The organism is Vibrio sp. 5S239, assembly GCF_041439575.1.
GTDB lineage: Bacteria > Pseudomonadota > Gammaproteobacteria > Enterobacterales > Vibrionaceae > Vibrio > Vibrio kanaloae.
This window is the reverse complement of sequence record NZ_JBGOOM010000006.1, coordinates 155477-173908: the sequence shown is the minus strand read 5'-3', so window position 1 is coordinate 173908 and position 18432 is coordinate 155477. Positions and strand designations below refer to the sequence as shown.

Here is an 18432-nt window from a genome sequence, read left to right as displayed (position 1 = left end):
ACCACAGAGGCAGGCGAACCCTGCCTTTGTGCTATCAAGGGAAAACATAATGAAAACAACGTCACTGTCTCTGACTTTTTTAGCACTCAGCTTATCGGCTAATGCATTCGCCGATCCTTTAGTGATTGCGCATCGCGGTGCATCCGGTTATTTGCCCGAGCACACACTGCCCGCTAAATCGCTCGCCTATGCCATGAAACCCGACTATATCGAACAAGATGTCGTGATGACCAAAGACGACCAATTGGTGGTATTGCATGATCACTACTTAGATAGAGTCACCAATGTCGCAGAGCGTTTTCCAACACGAGCACGTGCTGATGGCCGCTACTATGCGATTGATTTTACGCTGGCCGAGATCAAATCACTCACCGTGACCGAAGGCTTCAATATTGATAAGCAAGGGAATAAAGTCGCCGGTTTTCCTGAACGTTTCCCAATGTGGCAGTCTGATTTTCGCGTCGCGACTTTTGCCGAAGAGATTGAGCTAATCCAAGGCCTAAATAAAACATTAGGTTATGACGTGGGGATCTACCCTGAGATTAAAGCACCTTGGTTCCACCGCCATGAAGGGAAAGATATTTCACAAGCGGTACTGGTGACTTTGAAGCAATATGGTTACCTATCAAAAGACGACAAGGTGTATCTACAGAGTTTTGATACCAATGAACTGCAACGCATTAACAATGAACTCATGCCAGCCATGCAGATGGATCTGAAACTCGTACAGTTGATGGCCTACACAGACTGGAATGAAACCATGACTTATCAAGGCGACAAAGCGACGCCGTACAATTATGACTGGATGTTCGAAGACGAAGGTATGGAGAAGGTTGCAAGCTACGCAGACGGGATTGGTCCTTGGAAACCAATGCTGGTTGATGATGCATCCACCAAAAGCAACATTATGATTAAGCCGTTGATGAAGTCGGCTAAAGACGCCGGATTAGACGTGCACCCTTATACTTTCCGCGCCGATCCGGGAAGAATTCCGGCTTATGCGGACAACTTTGATGGCATGCTGGATGTTTTTTACAATCAAGTTAAAGTCGATGGATTGTTTACCGATTTTCCAGACAAAGCGGTCAATTTTCTTAATCGTTAAGCCGTTAAGCCGTTAAGAAAGCAAACAGCAAACAGCAAGAAATCAAGCAAGCAGAAAAAGAGTAAGAACGAAAAACTAAGAGTGAGAACGAGATACGAAGAGTGGGAAAAGCAGAGGTAAAGCGCTCATTCCAGAGACTTCGTTTCTCACTTCTCAATAACAGAATGGCAGAATAGCGGAATAGCGGAATAGCGGAATAGCGGAATAGCGGAATAGCGGAATAGCGGAATGACGGGGTGTGGTGACACACCCCGTCTTTGATGTTATTTTTTATCGCTCGAATAAGCGTAGTTATAGTAACCGTAGCCGTATGAGCTTGATGCTTTCTTCTCGATGGCGTTAAAGATAACGCCTTTCACTTCAATACCCGATTGTTCGAAGCGGTTACGAGCGACCTCAATCTCTTTAACGGTGTTTTGAGCATAACGCGCCACCATTAATGTGGTACCAGCAAAGGCACCAACAATACTTGGGTCGGTAACCGCGAGTACAGGTGGAGTATCCACAATCACCAAGTCATACTCCTTGGATGCCCATTCAATCAACTCTGCAAAGCGTGGGTGCATTAACAGTTCAGATGGGTTGGGTGGCACTTGGCCGCGCGTAAGAATATCGAGATTCTCTACCGGTGTCGCTTTGATTGATTGAGCAAAGTCTTGCTTGCTGCTTAATACATCCGAAAGACCATTATCCCACTTCACACCAAAGCTTTGTTGTAAGTAACCTTTACGCATATCGGCATCAATCAGCAGCACCTTTTGACCCGTTTTCGCAGCAACTGCGGCAAAGTTGGTTGAGATAAACGACTTACCAATGCCTGGCGCTGGGCCAGAAATCATCAGAATATTATTTTTCGCCTCAAGCATCGCAAAGTGCAAACTGGTTCTTAGGCCACGCAGTGCTTCAACGGAAAGATCCGCAGGGTTCGATTCAGCAAGCAGCGCTTGTGTCCCTTTCGTTTGCTGTTTCTTCGATTTAAAACGGTTGGTTAGCTCAACTTGTAAATCAGATTTAGGTACGGCCGCGTACACAGGTAAACCAATTTCTTCAATTTGGTCTGGGCTTTCAACACCACGGTGAAAGGCCGCTTTTACTAACACAAACGCCACACTTAACATGCCACCAAGGAGTGTCGCTAGTACCACAATCAGTGGTTTCTTTGGTTTTACAGCACGAGAATACGCTTGGGCATCATCTAAGATACGAACGTTACCCACAGTGCCGGCTTTAATAATGCTCAGCTCTTGAACTTTATTAAGTAGCTGGATGTAGATCTGTTGGTTCACTTCAACATCACGTGTCATACGCAGTACTTCACGTTGTGTTTTGGGTAGTTTTTGTACTTGCTTGTTTAGGCGTTCTTTTTCACTCAATAACGTTTTACGCTTATCAAGCAGAGATTTATAAGCCGGGTGATCTTTAGTGAAGCGTTGGCTGATTTCACTCTCTTTAAACGTCAACTCATTCAATTGCGCTTCAAGCTCGACCATTACTTTCAAGGTTGACTGTGCTTCTAAGCCCAAATCAATCGAGTCATTGGCTTGGCGGTAATTGTTTAGTACGTCTTCATAGCCGGTCAATTCAGATTTAATACCCGGAAGGTGGCTTTCTAAGAAAGCGAGGCTTTTCTCTGCTTCTGCGGAATTACGCTTTACGTTTTGTAAGAAATAGATCTGGCTAATATGGTTGAGTATTTCAGAGATCTTCTGCTTGTCTTCACCTTCAAAGCTCAGCTTCAAAATACCGGTTTGCTTACCTTGCTCAGATAGAGACAGCGAAGATTTCAACCATTCGATAGCTTCTAATCGGCTACGTTTACCAATAGCAAACTCAAAGCCGTTACTTGATTCAAAATCTGCCACAAACAAGCTGTAGCCGTCAGCCGTTGCTGGCTCACCGATTTTACCGGTTAAGATAACGCGCTCATCATCACGCACCAGTTGATAAGTGCCTTGTTCGGCATCAACAACCTGAATCGTGTGAGCATAAGCACTTGCATAACTTGGCAAGGTAAAACGGCTCACCGCAATGTGGTTAATGTCGCCAGTTAAACGTGCGAAGCCTTTGCCGACAATGGGGGCATAAATAGGTGAAGTCACGGTGGTTAAATTAAATTTATCGACCGTTTCGCCCAAGATCATACGCGATTTAATGATCTCAACTTCCGTCGTGGCAGAGGATTCCTGAGAGAACAATTCGCCCATGTCACCGACCATCGATGAGATACCGCCAGAGCTCTTCTCTTCAATTTGAATAAGAGCATCCGCTTTGTAGATCGGGGTTGAAAGTAGGGCAAATGCGATACCAAACACAGCAAAAGCAAATGTGGTAACCATGATTAACCATTTAGCATCCAACAGAATGCCAAGCAGTTTCCCTAAATCTATCTCATCAGAATTATTAGTATGTGCTTGCTGAGATGGTTGTGTTGTCATCAGATTGCTACTTCCTAAACTAGTACTTTAAGAGAATGTAAATACGATTTACGTACCCTTTTCTCTTATGTGATTCTATTAATGGCGATGTGTAAGCTAACTCGATTTCTTTTAGCTTTAATTACAGCTTTTTCGCCCAAGCGTGTGCCGCTTCGTCAATAAGCTTATAAGCATGTTCAAATGCTTCACGGCTTTGACGGTACGGATCGGGAATGTCTTGCTGACCAATCCACTGACCAAACAGCATGGTTTTGCCTCTTGCCTCTGGTGAAATTTGGGTAAGCGCCTCCAAATGGCCCTTCTCCATCACCAAGATCAAATCATACTGAGCACAAAGCTGCGGCGTGACTTGTTGAGACTGATGATTTTCAACATCGATACCATGTTCAGCGGCAATTAAAATTGCGGTGTCGTCTGCTGGCTTACCGATTAAACGACTTTTTTCGGCTGCTATACCAGCAGAGGCGATGTTTTTGTTGGGAAGCAATTGTTGAAGAACGCGTTCTCCAGTTGGTGAACGACAAATATTGCCTACGCACACCACTAAAATTTTATCAAACATAACTGACTTCTAACTATAATGTGCTTATTAAACTGAATACTCTTGCAAACCGAATGTGTTTACAAACCGAATGCGCTTACAAACTAAAGGCATTTACAAACCAAAGGCACTTGTACTTTTCAGCATCATTGACGTTTAAACATAAAAAATCAGGTTACACACCAAATGTAACCTGATGATTAAACAGGGCTTTTTATCAACCAGGGCATACTACCAATTACGAACGCGCAACATACCTTCGGTTAGGTCGTTGAAGCCCGAAATGGTTGGTACAAGCTGACCAATCACACGGTTCCAACGGCTGATTGGCGCAGCGGTAACATAAACAATATCGTAAGGTTTTAAGTCAAACTCGGTGCCTATGACCAGTGCCGATGCATCTTCCATATTAAGTTGGTAGATATCCGCCATGCGTTCTGATTTGTCATCCGAGGTTCGAATCACAAATACACCAGTGGCATCGGCGGTCAGTTGGTTGATCCCACCGACGGTGCTAAGGGCTTCCGTTAGGCTCATGCCGACACGGTCAATCTTCAACAGTTGAGGATCATTCACTTCGCCCATCACGAATACTTTCTGATTGTCATTACGCGGCACGTGAACAATATCACCCGCTTGCAGTAAACGGTTTTGTGTTAAATCACCACGTTGCATTAAGCCATAAAGTGAGAGGCTTTCTTCTACGCCATTACGCGTTAATGACACATTACGCCAGTCGGCATTTTCAGATAAACCGCCAGAACGGTTCACTGCATCTAGTAAGGTCAAAGGGATATTGGTGATGGCTTGTTGGCCAGGCTTTTCTATCTCGCCTGTGACATATGCTTTTTTAGAGCGAAACGCCGCCACGTTGACATCGACTTGAGGGCTCTCGATATACTTTGCTAAACGAGCCGCAATGTCAGCACGAACTTCGCGCACGGTTTTGCCGACAACGTCAACCGTCCCAATGTACGGGTAGAAGATGGTGCCATCAGCATGAACCCAGTTGCCCGCTTCCGTACTGCTACGGTAAGAACCAGCAGGAATGGTCAGTTCAGGGTGATCCCAAATAGTGATGTTTAAGATATCACCGACCCCTACTTGATATTCATACTTTGCAATATCAACATCTAATGTCGGGTTAGCCTGGGAAACCGATAACGGTTCATTTCGGTAACTCGATACTGACTGAGCCGTCAATGGGTAAAGGTTAACCACATCAGAGATATCAGATTCTTGCTGTTCCTCTGAAGGCTGAATCACATTCTTGTTGCCAGTAGAAAGGTGAGTTCCTGGAGTCGTACACCCTGCCAATAATGCAGGAAGGAGCGCTAAAAGGAGACGATTTTTATTAATCTTCATGTTAACCAAGTCATAGAAACGGAATGTGTTTTGACGCCCCTAAGGACATCCAAAGAATAGAAGGCAAATGATTTTATCAGTTACACAGCGGTGAATCGGAGAGATGCGAAGAATTAACACGATCTTCCTCCCATTTATAGTCAGAAAATGAGAACGCTACCGCCCTTTGATATTTCGCGACATCACACTGCGTCATGTATTTTCCCAAGGTATTTCAATTTGCCACCAAGGGATTTCAATTTGTTACCAAAGCATTCAAACCTGCCCACCAAGGCATTTAAAATGGTATGGAATTGCCAATTTAAACATAAAAAAAAGAGCAGGTACAAACGCTCAGTTTAATTCGTAAGCATTATCCACAATCTGTGCTTAATATCAACCTAGTTGAATGGTTTAGCACTAGGAAGAGCAGATGATAAATACCAGTAAACGAGAGACGAGTAAGTGAAAAAAAGCCAAAGAGCGAACACTTTTTGTGCCCGCCCTTCGCTTCTTCTCTTACTCAAACTTATTTAACGGCTTCTAAATATTTTAGATAAGCATTACGCAAGCGTTGTCGGTTTTCTTGGTAATAGCTTGCACCGATTCGGTTACGGTTGAAATACTGTCTTTCAATATTGTGCTGTAACCCAGTATCGACACCTAAGCCTTCACCTAAGTTGTTACTACTCTCACCCACTCGAGTTTGAAGCGCATAAACAAACTGGTCGATACCACGCAACTGAACGTAGTTAGGGCTCATATCACGCCATGGTGTTAAAGGGATCGCGATAGAAAGAGTGACAAAGTCTTCGGCTTCACTATTCCCTACCGCTTTTGTGGTCTGGTATGAAGCGTCAACCCTTACATCTCCCAACCAATGACTGCTGGTCACTCGAACCCCTTCGTCACCTTTCCAAAATTGGCCAGCTTGCACTTTACCTTGCCAATTCCAATCGGGCCTTGCGTAGGTGTAGTGGCCAATGATTGGTGTCGCATCTACGATAGCGTCTCCTTTCGCATCAAATTTATCTTGAGCAGAGAAGTTGGCGTATTCAGAACCAAGAATATGTCGCCCGCTATTGCTGGCATACTGAGTTTCGTTCAAGAAGCCCAAGAAGTTGCCGTACACTTGGCCGAATGAGAATTGAGTGGTGAGGTTATAAGGCAATTGAAATGCTTGATGGAAAAGAACCCTATCAACTTCATTTTCAAAGGCATCATCTGCCCAGATTCTACCTTCTTCAAAGTCATCACTATCCGCCAATGGCATTAAGTGTCTAACATCCAACGCGGCGCCCTTCCACAGAGAAGTATAAAGGTTGGTGGACAGTGCTAATGAGTAATCAAATACACCGTATTCTGTCGCAGTATTGTGATACAAAGCAGGAGAAACGATAACTTGTGTACGTCCAAAACCGGAACGAGCAGCCTCTTTATCAAACTTCGCCTTGGCATATCTCTTTTTCACATCGGAAGTACGAACAATCAGGTTTCTGCAAGGCTCACCCGTTTTCACAAATTCTCGATAACATGGGGCACTGGTGATCACTTCCATCATTGGAATGTCATTAACCAAATTAAACAGGCGAATATTCTGCTGCTGATAATTTTTAACCCCAAGGTCTTGAAGCATGCCTTCTCCCACGTAGGAAGAGATGATCCCCAAAGCGACACCAACGCCATCAACTTGGTTACGATTGTAACGTCTGTTTTCCAGAGCGACATTTAAACCAAGATCATCCGCAGAAATTCTCACATTAAGAAAGCCTTCATCAACTAGGGCTTTCTTAAGTTGCACAACACCAGAAAACTCATGGTGCGCTTGTTCTATTGAGATCTTGTCTTCCAGAGTTAACTCATTGACTCTGCGAGATTCAGAGAAGCCCATTAAGGGAGCAGATGCCGCCACAGACCAAATATCGATATCGGCAGTGCCACTGGTGTAAAACTGGTATTGAAAAGAGAGTTGCGTATCGAGCGGCAAGTAGTTTTCTGGTGTAAACACCTTTAAACCAGCGTTAAATTGAGCAGAATCGTGCTCAGCAATCAACTGCACAAAATCCAATGGCTGGTACTCTAAACTGGCGAAAGGCCCATTCAACACGCCATGGCTAATATCCGATTTACCGAAACCCGCACTAAACCGAGCCGGCACAAAGTCAGGCACATAGTCAGCGACCGCATAATAAGTTTTAAAATTATTTGCCGCCCCACCTAAATCTTGAGCACCGAAGGCAACATCGAACCCCGTCCAATCTTTAATAAAAGGGAGTTGGTATTTAAAGGAAGCCGATAAATCACGAATGCCGTTACCACAGTTAGGATCGTAGTTCGGTACATTCGGGTAAAGGTGACAATCATAAGTTTTGGTGACAATTCTACCCGCTGCCTCCAACCCATCGAATAAGCCAACGCTAAACAATATGTTGTCTAAGTCGCTGGTTTTTCCTCGGTATGGTACACCTTGGCCATAGAGGTAAGAGATATCTCCAGTGTCCATTACCTGAGCATTGGGAACGATAATCGCACCGGTATAACTTTGAGACGACATCAGGTTATCGACAGCATAAACATTAGAAGAGATGGCTAATGCGCTAATAGATGCCACGAGAGATACGTTTTTAGAATGACTGAGTATTTTCATTAGGATGCAATAGGTTATAACCGTATTTGACAGTGACTATATTGGATAGTAACTATGTTTAATAATGACAGCGTGTAAAAAAGGCACCGAGTGGTGCCTTTTATCATTGGTGCTTAAATTAGCCGCCAGTACCACCGCCGTTACCGCCACCGCCAGTACCGCCAGTGCCGCCAGTACCACCAGTACCGCCAGTAGGTGGGTTAGTACCTTCATCTGGATTTGGAACAGGCTCAGCTTCTTTTTCCGGTGGAAGAACTACAGTTTCAGTTGGATCAGCAACTACTTTTTCAACTAACGTTGGGTTTTCAGTTAGATCCAAGAAAATTGTCTTACCACTCGGTGCTTTAGGGTAGTCTGGGTAGTCATTAAAAACTTTTGTCGCAATAGCCTCTGCTGCCGCTGACAAATCAGTTGCTGATGCATTCGGGCTAACCACTAGCACATCTGACAATACCGCGTTAGTCGCTAAAACTTGGCTCTTTTCAGCAGTTGGAAGACCATTAATAATTTCTTCAGTACGACGCAGGAAGTCAGCAACATTCTTAGCACGGCCATTGTTTATTAAGTAGCCCAAGCCAAGATCGTTAAGAATCTGTTCACCTACAGTGTCATTGTAAGGTTGGCCATCTAGCTCTTTCTCAATCAGTGTTGAGATTGGAGAAGATGTCACAAGGTCATCGAGATTAGCTAAGCCTTTAGGGAACTTGTAGCTCACCTTACTCATGTCTTTGCCGTTAGATACATCTTTGGCACCTGGCGTTGCGTTATAGGAAAACGAACAAGTTTCAGGCTTATTAAAAACGGTAAGCTCAGTAACTTCAGAAACACCATAAAAGTTAGTTGCTTCTAAAATGCCCGTTGTGCCATCGTCACAACTGAATGTTCCTTTCATACCCATAACTGCAGGGTCGAATGCCATAATATTACGATATGGTTCAACAGGAGGAGTGCTATTGTCATTATCGCTACCACAGCCCCCTAAAATTGCACCAACGACTGATAACGCTAAAATTTTATATTTCACAATTGATCCCTACAAATAATTAAAAGTAATGAGACAAAGCAACATTAAATGAATCGATATTTACACCACCAACATCCTGGTATACTTGGTATTCTAGGCCAATTTTCATTGCTGATGTCATGGAGTATTCAGTACCAAAAGCAATAGTTGGAGCAACGCCTGAATCATCAGACTCAACACCCTTACCATTTGCATTCCAATCATAAACAGCAAAGCCGCCTTTGGCATACACAGCCAAACTATCGTTTACATTGCCTGAGGCTTTTAGTACGACATCAAAACTGCTCGCGTCATAGCTGCCACCGACAATGTCTTTAAGATCATATTCACCAAGGTAGCTGTAACCACCTTCTATGGCTAATGAATCGACAATCTGATAACCGACAAACAAACCGTAAGAGGTGTCTGAATCATCAATAGCCGTTCTGCTTTCTACTAAAGGGGCAAACTTATCGGCAGAGACACTACCAACTTTGGCGCCTACGTATAAATTCTCAGCTCCCATTGCTGTTGCTGATAGCAACAACAAAGGTGAAACTTTAACTAACCACTGCATTTTCATATAATTATATCTTCCATATTTCAAACTGAATTGATGCCGATTTTCCTAGCAAATCTGCGTGGTAGTCTAATCAGTTCTTGTACCACGACCCAAAAAATCAGGCAGTCATACGTACTTTCCGACCCCAAACAACTGACGTATTTAAGCAACATCGGTGATATCACCACTCAATGTTGCACTCTTCATTAGCGCTAGGTTTGTCTATGTTTAATTGAGCTTAAAGAACTTAAGAGTCACTTGCTTAGTACACCATAAGCCAATCACAAGTACTCCTTTTTGCTCTCAACTCCGAGAGTGGAACTCTTAGATCACAGACGTAAGAAGAAAGCCTCTTTGACTGCGATAGCCAAACCACCTGCTTAGGCCTTCCTTACCTACCGACTGACTTGCTGATAGGTTTTGCAAAAAGGAATAACTCAGCTTAAACAACTGATTGAACACATGATAGATAATAACAACTATCAAGTAAATGTATAATTAATAAACGCACCACAACGGTTCAAAAACTTCATAAAGCTAACGTTATGAGCCGAATAAGGGCCTCGTTCAACTCTATCGATTTATATTCAACTCTAGAACGATATATAAGGCAACACCCGATCGCCAGAGCCTTTGCCCGCAGCTGTAGGGATAGGTTATTTTCTTTAGCTTGAGCTAACAAGCATAGAGTAACCCGCTATAAGTGAAGATCCCTACATAGGTAAAAAAAATGGCTAGTGAATAACGACTAGCCATTAATACCATTAACTTTCTTTTCTAAAAGCAAACCTGACGAGCACCATGACGACACCAAGCACTACACCTAAGAACGCACCAATTAACACTATCAAGACGCGTTTAGGTTTGTCACGAGTAATAGGTTGTTCAATATTCTCTAAGAAGCGGAAGGTTTGAAAGTCCGCATCACGGTTAATTTCTAGATTATTGAGCATGTCCAACTTTGCTGCTATTTGTTGTAAACGAGGCTCTATAACACTTAAGTTCTTTACTGACTCTAATGCTTTAACTTTAGCCTCTAAACCTTTTGAGCCTAACTCTATAGCAAATAGTTCATTATCATTGCCCGATTGAATTGGCTTATCAACACCTGCCGCTATTGCTATACCCATTGCATATTTGGCTCGTTCAGTTTCAACTAATAACTGGTTTGCAGCTTGAGTTTCCAGAATCCTCTTTTGTTGGATCAGCTCGTTTCGTTTACTGCTAACCATTGCTTGTAAGTTGTTAAAGGCATCTTGATGAACTTTAGATTCGGTGAACAGGACATAGGCAGTAAGTAAATCAAAGCTACTTTCTTTTGTCGTGGTTTGAAAGCTAATAAAGTAAGGTGAGTTACGATCTTTGAAGTCTTCAATTGATACTGTGATTCTTTTAAACCACTTTGCATATAACGCACCTTCAGCATCTTTCTCCATCTCAGAACCATTGACAAGCAAAGTGCTTTTAAACGCTTGAAATTCCGGGTTGTTATCTAAAAAAAAGCGCTTGTTGTTACTGGAGTTAAATGTGTTTATAAAACGTTTGAATAAAACCTCTGAATCAACAAGTTCATTTAACTCTTTACTGACTAAAACGGTACCATCATCTTGATAAACATTAAAAACTGGCTGAAACTGACGAACTTCTTGTTGGTAAGCCGCCATGTCTTGAGGTTGAGCTTCTGCGACTTTTGCAGTAGAAGACCACCACTCTTGAGCCAACAACGCAAAGCCAATACTGCTTGCTGTAAATAAAGCAGTAACTACTATTACTATTAGCTTACCTTCCCACAATAACTTAAGCAGATCTTTAAGATAAAACTCATTGTTTGGTATATACGTCGGTGGATTTTGTGGGGAATAAGGTCGTGATTGGATCTGCTGTTTCACTGTAAATCTCTCAAAACATCAAAGTTGATAGTATCAGAATGCTATCACACCGTCTGGTGTTAGTAATGTACGATTTATAAACTTTATGAAAGTGATCTTTCGAGAGTTGACCACTAGCTATATCTAGTCCCAAAAACTCTTTCAAATGGCCAATAAACGCTCAACAAGCATAAACCCAAAAGCCTCAGCACAGCTACGACGTACCTCTGCGATACTGAGAATTGTTAGTAGGTTTAGTGGTTTAGTCACATAGCTTGATTTTATCAGCAAAAAAACGGCTTATATTAATGAATATCAACGAAACAGAGTTACAAGGGAAGATTTTAATCGGCAGATCACGGAGATGTTGTCTTGGCCTTTTATATCGAATGCAAATACATTAAAATTAATGTAAATATAAATTATTAGGCTCTATCGTGCTCATACCGTTCCTTGATCTCTCTTTCTTATTTTTCTTTTCTCTCGCGACTCTTTTTATTATGCGTAAATTTGCGAAGAAGATTGGTCTAGTTGATAAACCTAATGCTCGTAAGCACCACCATGGTTCTATACCACTAATTGGTGGTATTTCAATTTGTATCTCTATACTTTACTTCTTACTCAACAACCCAAACGTTTTACAAAACACGGAACTTTATGCTGTATGCATCTTACTTCTTGTTGGCGTAGGGGCATTAGATGACAAATTTGACTTAAGTTTCAAGTTACGCTTTGTCATTCAAGCCGCACTCTCTGTTGCTATGATGGTCATCGGCGGTATTGAGCTTAATACCATCGGGGATATATTCGGTTCTGGAGAAGTTGTCACTCTAGGTTGGTTTGGCTATTTAATCACAGTACTTGCGGTTGTGGGAGCTATAAATGCTTTTAATATGGTTGATGGTATTGATGGACTTTTAGGGGGACTATCTGTAGTTACATTTGGTGGGTTAGGCATTATGCTAAATTATGACGGGCAGTATAATTTAGCATATATCTGCCTGATGCTCGTAGTCGTTATTATCCCTTACATTCTACTCAACTTAGGGGCCTTTGGGCGTAAACGAAAGGTGTTTATGGGGGACGCTGGCAGCATGTTGATAGGGTTTACCGTTATTTGGTTGCTGTTACTTTCCAGTCAAAATGGCACAAAACCACCTCTACGCCCTGTGACTGCATTATGGCTTATTGCTGTACCCTTAATGGATATGGCTTCGATCATGATACGCCGTATTCGACGAGGTGATTCACCATTTAAACCTGACCGCGAACACTTACATCATATTTTTCAACGCCTTGGACTTAGCTCTACACAAACACTAGTCACCATTTGTACAATAGCCAGTTTATATGCTGGTGTTGGAATTTATGCGGAAATGGTAGGCGTTCCAGAGTACATTATGCTTTATAGCTTCTTAGTATGCTTTTGCATTTACCTTATGCTTTTGAGCTATGTGTGGAAAATTACGTCTTTTTTAAAAGATAAAGTGAAAAAAAATTAGGCCTATTCTGATATCTAAACGGTTCACCACATATACATTGCATAAGACATAGTTTTGCAGCGCAAGAAGTCCTTACAGGATTTAGGCGATAGAAGCGCATTGAAACCAATTGACAGTCCGAAGTCACCCACCACTACTTTGGGGTTAACTTTCACTTAATAACCAACCATACTGGCCCAAAGGCTGAGCAAGAATTTAAGACCGTTTTAAATTGCAGGCTGACCTCTAAGAGTTAGCCTGCCACTTAACAGAGAGATAGGCTTAAGCCCACATAGTAAGTACAACAAATTAGATTTTATTTGTTATGACTAAAGATAAATACTTAACAAGCTTTATCTGACGTTTGATCCTTGTTGGTTGACAAACTAGTCGATAAAACCATTCTAAGTTATATTTTTGAGCCCATTCTGGTGCTCGCTTTACTCTATCAGTAAACACATCATAAGTACCGCCAACTCCCATGTAAAAAGCGTCAGGGTAAACTTCACGGCACTTATTAATAAAATTTTCCTGCCTAGGTGACCCTAAAGCTACAGTCACAATTTTTGCTTGGCTCTGTTTGATTGTTTCGATGAGTTCCATATCATCCTTGAAGTAACCATCGCAAGAATCAACTACACTCACGTTCAATTCATTCTGTAACTTTTCGACCGTTTGTTGGTTTACTTCTGGCTTAGCACCGATGATAAAAACAGGTATGTTCAATAGTGCAGAACCTTTCATTAGCTCCAACCACAAATCACAGCCAGGTATCCTTGCACTAGGGCAATTTCGTTTAGACATAACTAAAGAGACACCGGCACCATCAGGATAACGAATTGTCGCTGACTCTAAAATATTCTTTACCTCTACGAGCTCGTAACTAGAGACGATCTTCTCAGCGTTAACCGCAACAGCAAACCCACTAACAACATCTCCTTGATGTAGAATAGAGTTGACGGCATGTTCCATGCTGTCGTATGCAGAGATATCCAGCCCGCCAATTTTACATGTTTTGATCATTGTCATACTTCTTATCTGTTTCTTGGGCATTTCTGTATTTAATTATTTTGGCTGGAACTCCACCCACAATCGCGAACTCAGGGACGTCTTTTGTCACCAATGAGCAAGCTCCAACAATAGCACCCTTCCCGATAGTAACACCATGTTTTATAACAACATTCCGTCCTATCCAAACATCATCTTTAATCACTGGCGGTAACCCGAAAGTGTCTTCCTGATCAACCATTGGGATATCTAATCGATCATAACTATGTGTACTCGAAAGAATAGAAACGTTGGGTGCTATCATAACGTTACTCCCGATTGTTGCGCTCTGAATAAAAACATTCTCATTTATTCGAACGTTTTTACCAATCTTTAATGTAGATGCATCAGAAATATAGATTCGATTTTCTAATCGGTTTTTAGGGTGCCCACTAACGACTTTAAGTACTCGGCTCAAGTACCAACACCGAAGCTTACTAAACAGCGGTAAATATCTTGAATTCGGTAAGTTGTAGAAGAATAGGTAGTAAATAACTAGTTTGATCTTTTTCATAATTAATTACCGAGTTATATATCCATAATTTGAGATGCTTTAGTAATAAAGATAATGTTCCCATCTTCCTCATCTTGTTTCATCACATTGTTTTCAACCACATCAAGTACATAGGTTTTGCCTAGAAGCTCAAGAGCCTCAAAGTGACAAGAAGAGAATATTGAAAAGTGAGCTTTTGATGCACCCACTAAACTCAATGTATCTTGCCAACTATCGCGATCAATAACTTTGAACCTTGAATTGGCCACTTTCTCAGAGAGTCTGGTATGGTTTTGGTGTTCCCGAGGATGTGGTCGATAAACGACCGTGTAATCTGGGTATTTACTAATTAGCTCCTGAATGAAAATAGCGACCTCTGAGTAGCAGATACCTTGACCTGTAAAAATAAAGTATTTGTCGTTACCAACTAAAGAAAAAGCTTGTTTCTTTATTTCATCACACGTTTCCGGCAAAGCACCTTCAACTTCTATCGCCTCTTTGTCTACAAAGTTAGCTTTACGCATCTTCATTTGCCAAAAGTTGGAATAAAGCTTTAAACGTTTAGGTAGTAAACTACTACGCCACAATTTCACTCCCGAATAACAGTATGAGGAGTGGTAAGGAGCTAGCAAGCCGTGCTGATACTCTAATGTCGTAATACCAAGATCATTAGCAGCACTCACAATCGCAGGCTTGGTGTACGCAGAGATGATTTCAACATTCTGTACATCTAGCCATTTAAGTAAGAGTTTATAGGCTACTTTCTTACATTCGTGATCAACTAAGATTGCTTGTATTTTTTGCTTTGATACACCGTACTCTTGGTTTAGTAATTCAATGAAACCATCAGATAGCACTGGTACTCTAGCATCACTACTTAAACGTTTTATAAATAGGCATAACAGCTTTACGATCAAACTTTCAAAAATCACGCCATGTTTGAGGCACGTTAGTACTTTCACCCCTTCAAAATTTGAACAATGATAGAGTGGGATCATGCCGGTCTGTTGTTCTTCAGAGACAAACTCATCGTGAACGACACCTTCATTAACAGATACTCGAGAAAATGCGCCAAAATAAGCCGTATCTTTCTTGTTAAATCGAGCTCTTAATAAATTGACCAAGCTAAGTATAAGAAAGAAAAACAAAGAGACGTATGACTTAGATTTAAACTCCATGTCTTCCATTCCACTCGAAATATTGACATGACGATTCATCTGGCATTTAAGTAACGGCCAAAATTCAGCCTCATTACTGAGGTTATTTTTGAGAATGTACGTTTCTACAACTTTATGCATTTATTGGCTTCCGGTTCTGAACAAAAAATGAGTTATTCGATGTCACTATTCCTAGTAAAAAGAAAAGCATCAATCCTACCATATTTCCCATTATGGGAACCATTGAGCCTATCCCTACAAGCATTAAGAATGCATTAACTCGCAATAATCTTACATGGACAACTTCATCGACAAAACTATCTTTTTCAGAAAAAAATGGCTGAAATATAAACCACATAACAAATATTATGCCTAAGCCATATTCAGCGATCAATGAGACAAAGAACAAATCAAAAATAGGTCCTTCTATCTGGTTACCGTAACCAATAATAGCCTTGTCAACATCAAAAAAAGTATAGACGTCAGTGTACATTTTTGACATTACAGTTCCATACGTACCGGGACCAGAGCCAAATGGAAAGTTGTAATCAAAAATCTCCATTGCATAATAAAATATTTTATAACGAACATAGTTTTCATTGAAGTTTTCTAGGACAGAATCACCAATAACCAACCATAAACCCGCCAAAATAGCCGGAGTGATTGCAATAAGGAACACTGTCAACAAAAGCCGTATTACACCTTTGTTTTTATAAAGCGTTGTAATCCCATAGACAACAAACAACAACAGTAACTCTTTCCTTGAGAATGTGGCAAAAATCAAGATTAAAGACAAAAACAACAGTGCCCAATAAACTCTAGGGTGATAGATAAAATACTTACCACTGACTTCATTAAATTTAAACGACAAAAGAAGAGTGCTGTAAAGAAGAAGGAAACCCGAATATAAAACTCGAGAAGCGAAGATTGAACCAGGTGTAATCCCAAGGATACCTCTACCATCTTTAGCCAACGGAAAAATAAAATTAGGCAACATGTAATCTGTTAAGGTAAAAAATACTGACACTAATAAAACAACCGTTAAGAAGTTTGTATAGTCTTTTAGCAACTCTCTCCTATCATATTCAAATGAATATGCCATTATAAAAAAAACAAAAACATACTTGAGAGTTATAAATGTTTGCAGCAAATTTACATACGGGATATTATTCTTAAATATCAAGAAAAACGAATATATCAATAGAATAATATATATAACAACAAATTTTGTATTAACTGGCTTAAGTAACACAACCAGAATAAATGCGAATGTACATATAGCTATATATAAATGGTTAAACGAAGACAAAAAACCTAAGTCCAGCACTGTTTGCCTAGATATAAAAAACAAAACCAAGGTCATTATCAATAAGTTTAGATAACCTCGAGAAGAAAAAAGCATATTAAACGCTACCTCTTAGTGATAACTCTATGGAATAATTAAACAGTTACTTAGCACCTAAAAATCCGCCAAGGCATTGGCACAACACGACTTGCCAACCTCCATGTCAACAAAAACATAACCAATTTAGACGACGCAAATGCGATACCTGCCCCTTCTATACCCAAATAATTAACTAGGATAATCATAGTTAAAAGGTTTAATAATCCAGAGCTTATTGTAATTAAAGATAACATTCCGGTTTTCTTTGAATAAAACACATAATTGGTAACCATTAAATACATTCCACCAAAAACTTGCCCTAAACAAAGCCAACCAATAACATTCCCCGCCTCTCGATATTCATCCCCAACAACTAAGCTTATAATAACAGGCCCTACTAAAAATGATAACCCAGCTAAAAAAATAACACATAAGAAGTAGATATATGTACTTTTAACTATCAATACTTTATTTTTTTCATCATTACTCTTTAGCTTTTCAAATAACCATGGGACGTAAGCTTTATTAATAGAATCAAAGACTATAGTTAGAGCCATACTAACTTGTACGCCTACCATATAAATACCAGCGTCTGCTAAACCTAATTGATCATTTATGACAAAACGGTCAGCAGTCGTCAGTAGAAATGCTCCAAGAACATGAGGAACTAATGGTACCCCAAAATTCAACGCTTCTTTAATATTAGCTTTATTGTAATGTTTCAAGCTAACTAATTTATCTCGATATAATAAATATATAGCAAAAATAGCGAATACTAGACTAGTATATAAAATTGCATCTATACGACCTTGAGGACCATTACTGTAAAAAACAATAAGCACCAAAGTAATAAGCATGTTTAAAAAGCCATTGGAAACCTGAAACACCCCATACTTTTTAGCAAGCTTTCTTACTTGCCATTGACCCAATCTAAAATTAATTAAGAATGTACAGGCACTAACCAAAATTGCTACATATAGCCATTCCTGTGGAATGGCTAAAAAGTCCGATAAATATACGCCGCTAAATAAAATAACAATCATTGCTATAAAAAAAGTAAATATTAGTATCTGAAAACAAGAACCATTAAAGTCACTAATACCTACTAAGCTTAAACCATCATCATAAAATTTTCGACTCGCAGCACCTACTGCATTTAAACCAATGAAAGCACCTACACCTGTCAGCATAGTCTGAAACATTGCAATTTGACCATATTCATCAGGAGAAAGGTGCCTAGTCAAAATAGGAAGAAGAATAAATGGAATTGCGGCATTTAAAACATTTGAAAACAAGTAAACATATGCATTCTTTGCAAAACTCATAATTTCTCTATAATTTATTTTTACTTAGGTTATTATAAAT

The 18432-nt window shown here is 40.5% G+C and carries 14 protein-coding genes; 2 read left to right on the top strand and 12 right to left on the bottom strand.

The features are described from left to right. Positions 1–49: 49 nt before the first annotated feature. On the top strand, positions 50–1105 hold the full coding sequence (gene glpQ / locus ACED48_RS07375; RefSeq protein ID WP_017055407.1) for a glycerophosphodiester phosphodiesterase: 1056 nt from the start codon (positions 50–52) through the stop codon (positions 1103–1105). A 263-nt stretch (positions 1106–1368) separates the two neighbouring features. Here the strand turns inward: glpQ and ACED48_RS07370 are convergent, their stop codons facing one another. From ACED48_RS07370 to ACED48_RS07340, 7 genes are all read right to left on the bottom strand, one after another. Beyond that, complete coding sequence (locus ACED48_RS07370; RefSeq protein WP_017055691.1) at positions 1369–3540, bottom strand: polysaccharide biosynthesis tyrosine autokinase; 2172 nt, start codon at positions 3538–3540, stop codon at positions 1369–1371. Between the two features lie 121 nt (positions 3541–3661). Beyond that, on the bottom strand, positions 3662–4102 hold the full coding sequence (locus ACED48_RS07365) for a low molecular weight protein-tyrosine-phosphatase (protein WP_017055690.1): 441 nt from the start codon (positions 4100–4102) through the stop codon (positions 3662–3664). Between the two features lie 210 nt (positions 4103–4312). After that, positions 4313–5446 (bottom strand): polysaccharide export protein, encoded by a 1134-nt coding sequence (locus ACED48_RS07360; protein ID WP_017055689.1) that lies wholly within the window; start codon positions 5444–5446, stop codon positions 4313–4315. Positions 5447–5954: 508 nt separating this feature from the next. Next, a complete protein-coding gene (locus ACED48_RS07355) occupies positions 5955–8036 on the bottom strand; it encodes a YjbH domain-containing protein (RefSeq protein ID WP_017055688.1) in 2082 nt (693 codons plus the stop codon). 154 nt (positions 8037–8190) lie between these two features. Next, positions 8191–9096: a hypothetical protein gene (locus ACED48_RS07350; RefSeq protein ID WP_017055687.1), complete on the bottom strand. Its 906-nt coding sequence runs from the start codon at positions 9094–9096 to the stop codon at positions 8191–8193. A 19-nt stretch (positions 9097–9115) separates the two neighbouring features. Then, positions 9116–9658: an outer membrane beta-barrel protein gene (locus tag ACED48_RS07345; RefSeq protein ID WP_017055686.1), complete on the bottom strand. Its 543-nt coding sequence runs from the start codon at positions 9656–9658 to the stop codon at positions 9116–9118. A gap of 743 nt (positions 9659–10401) precedes the next feature. Next, complete coding sequence (locus tag ACED48_RS07340) at positions 10402–11526, bottom strand: LPS O-antigen chain length determinant protein WzzB (protein WP_017055685.1); 1125 nt, start codon at positions 11524–11526, stop codon at positions 10402–10404. A 416-nt stretch (positions 11527–11942) separates the two neighbouring features. Between ACED48_RS07340 and wecA the strand changes: the two genes are divergently transcribed. After that, complete coding sequence (wecA, locus tag ACED48_RS07335) at positions 11943–13007, top strand: UDP-N-acetylglucosamine--undecaprenyl-phosphate N-acetylglucosaminephosphotransferase (protein WP_017055684.1); 1065 nt, start codon at positions 11943–11945, stop codon at positions 13005–13007. A 288-nt stretch (positions 13008–13295) separates the two neighbouring features. Here wecA and ACED48_RS07330 read toward each other — a convergent pair whose 3' ends face one another. The 5 genes from ACED48_RS07330 to ACED48_RS07310 form a co-directional block, all read right to left on the bottom strand. Then, positions 13296–14015: a WecB/TagA/CpsF family glycosyltransferase gene (locus tag ACED48_RS07330; RefSeq protein ID WP_241811139.1), complete on the bottom strand. Its 720-nt coding sequence runs from the start codon at positions 14013–14015 to the stop codon at positions 13296–13298. Then, on the bottom strand, positions 13993–14547 hold the full coding sequence (locus ACED48_RS07325; protein ID WP_017055682.1) for a DapH/DapD/GlmU-related protein: 555 nt from the start codon (positions 14545–14547) through the stop codon (positions 13993–13995). The genes ACED48_RS07330 and ACED48_RS07325 overlap by 23 nt, the downstream gene beginning before the upstream one ends. 14 nt (positions 14548–14561) lie before the next feature. Then, entirely contained in the window at positions 14562–15824 is a 1263-nt protein-coding gene (locus ACED48_RS07320) for a hypothetical protein (RefSeq protein WP_017055681.1), read from the bottom strand. Further along, positions 15817–16752, bottom strand: a complete 936-nt coding sequence (locus ACED48_RS07315; RefSeq protein WP_241811138.1) for a hypothetical protein — start codon at positions 16750–16752, stop codon at positions 15817–15819. Before ACED48_RS07315 ends, ACED48_RS07320 begins: the two co-directional genes overlap by 8 nt. Before the next feature lie 383 nt (positions 16753–17135). After that, positions 17136–18392: a lipopolysaccharide biosynthesis protein gene (locus ACED48_RS07310; protein ID WP_017055679.1), complete on the bottom strand. Its 1257-nt coding sequence runs from the start codon at positions 18390–18392 to the stop codon at positions 17136–17138. Positions 18393–18432: the final 40 nt, after the last annotated feature.

Coding starts and splice junctions, on each gene's coding strand:
- ACED48_RS07370 (WP_017055691.1), bottom strand. CDS start 3,540: ATGACAACACAACCATCTCAGCAAGCACATACTAATAATTCTGATGAG.
- glpQ (WP_017055407.1), top strand. CDS start 50: ATGAAAACAACGTCACTGTCTCTGACTTTTTTAGCACTCAGCTTATCG.
- ACED48_RS07320 (WP_017055681.1), bottom strand. CDS start 15,824: ATGCATAAAGTTGTAGAAACGTACATTCTCAAAAATAACCTCAGTAAT.
- ACED48_RS07365 (WP_017055690.1), bottom strand. CDS start 4,102: ATGTTTGATAAAATTTTAGTGGTGTGCGTAGGCAATATTTGTCGTTCA.
- ACED48_RS07325 (WP_017055682.1), bottom strand. CDS start 14,547: ATGAAAAAGATCAAACTAGTTATTTACTACCTATTCTTCTACAACTTA.
- ACED48_RS07310 (WP_017055679.1), bottom strand. CDS start 18,392: ATGAGTTTTGCAAAGAATGCATATGTTTACTTGTTTTCAAATGTTTTA.
- ACED48_RS07345 (WP_017055686.1), bottom strand. CDS start 9,658: ATGAAAATGCAGTGGTTAGTTAAAGTTTCACCTTTGTTGTTGCTATCA.
- ACED48_RS07360 (WP_017055689.1), bottom strand. CDS start 5,446: ATGAAGATTAATAAAAATCGTCTCCTTTTAGCGCTCCTTCCTGCATTA.
- ACED48_RS07330 (WP_241811139.1), bottom strand. CDS start 14,015: ATGACAATGATCAAAACATGTAAAATTGGCGGGCTGGATATCTCTGCA.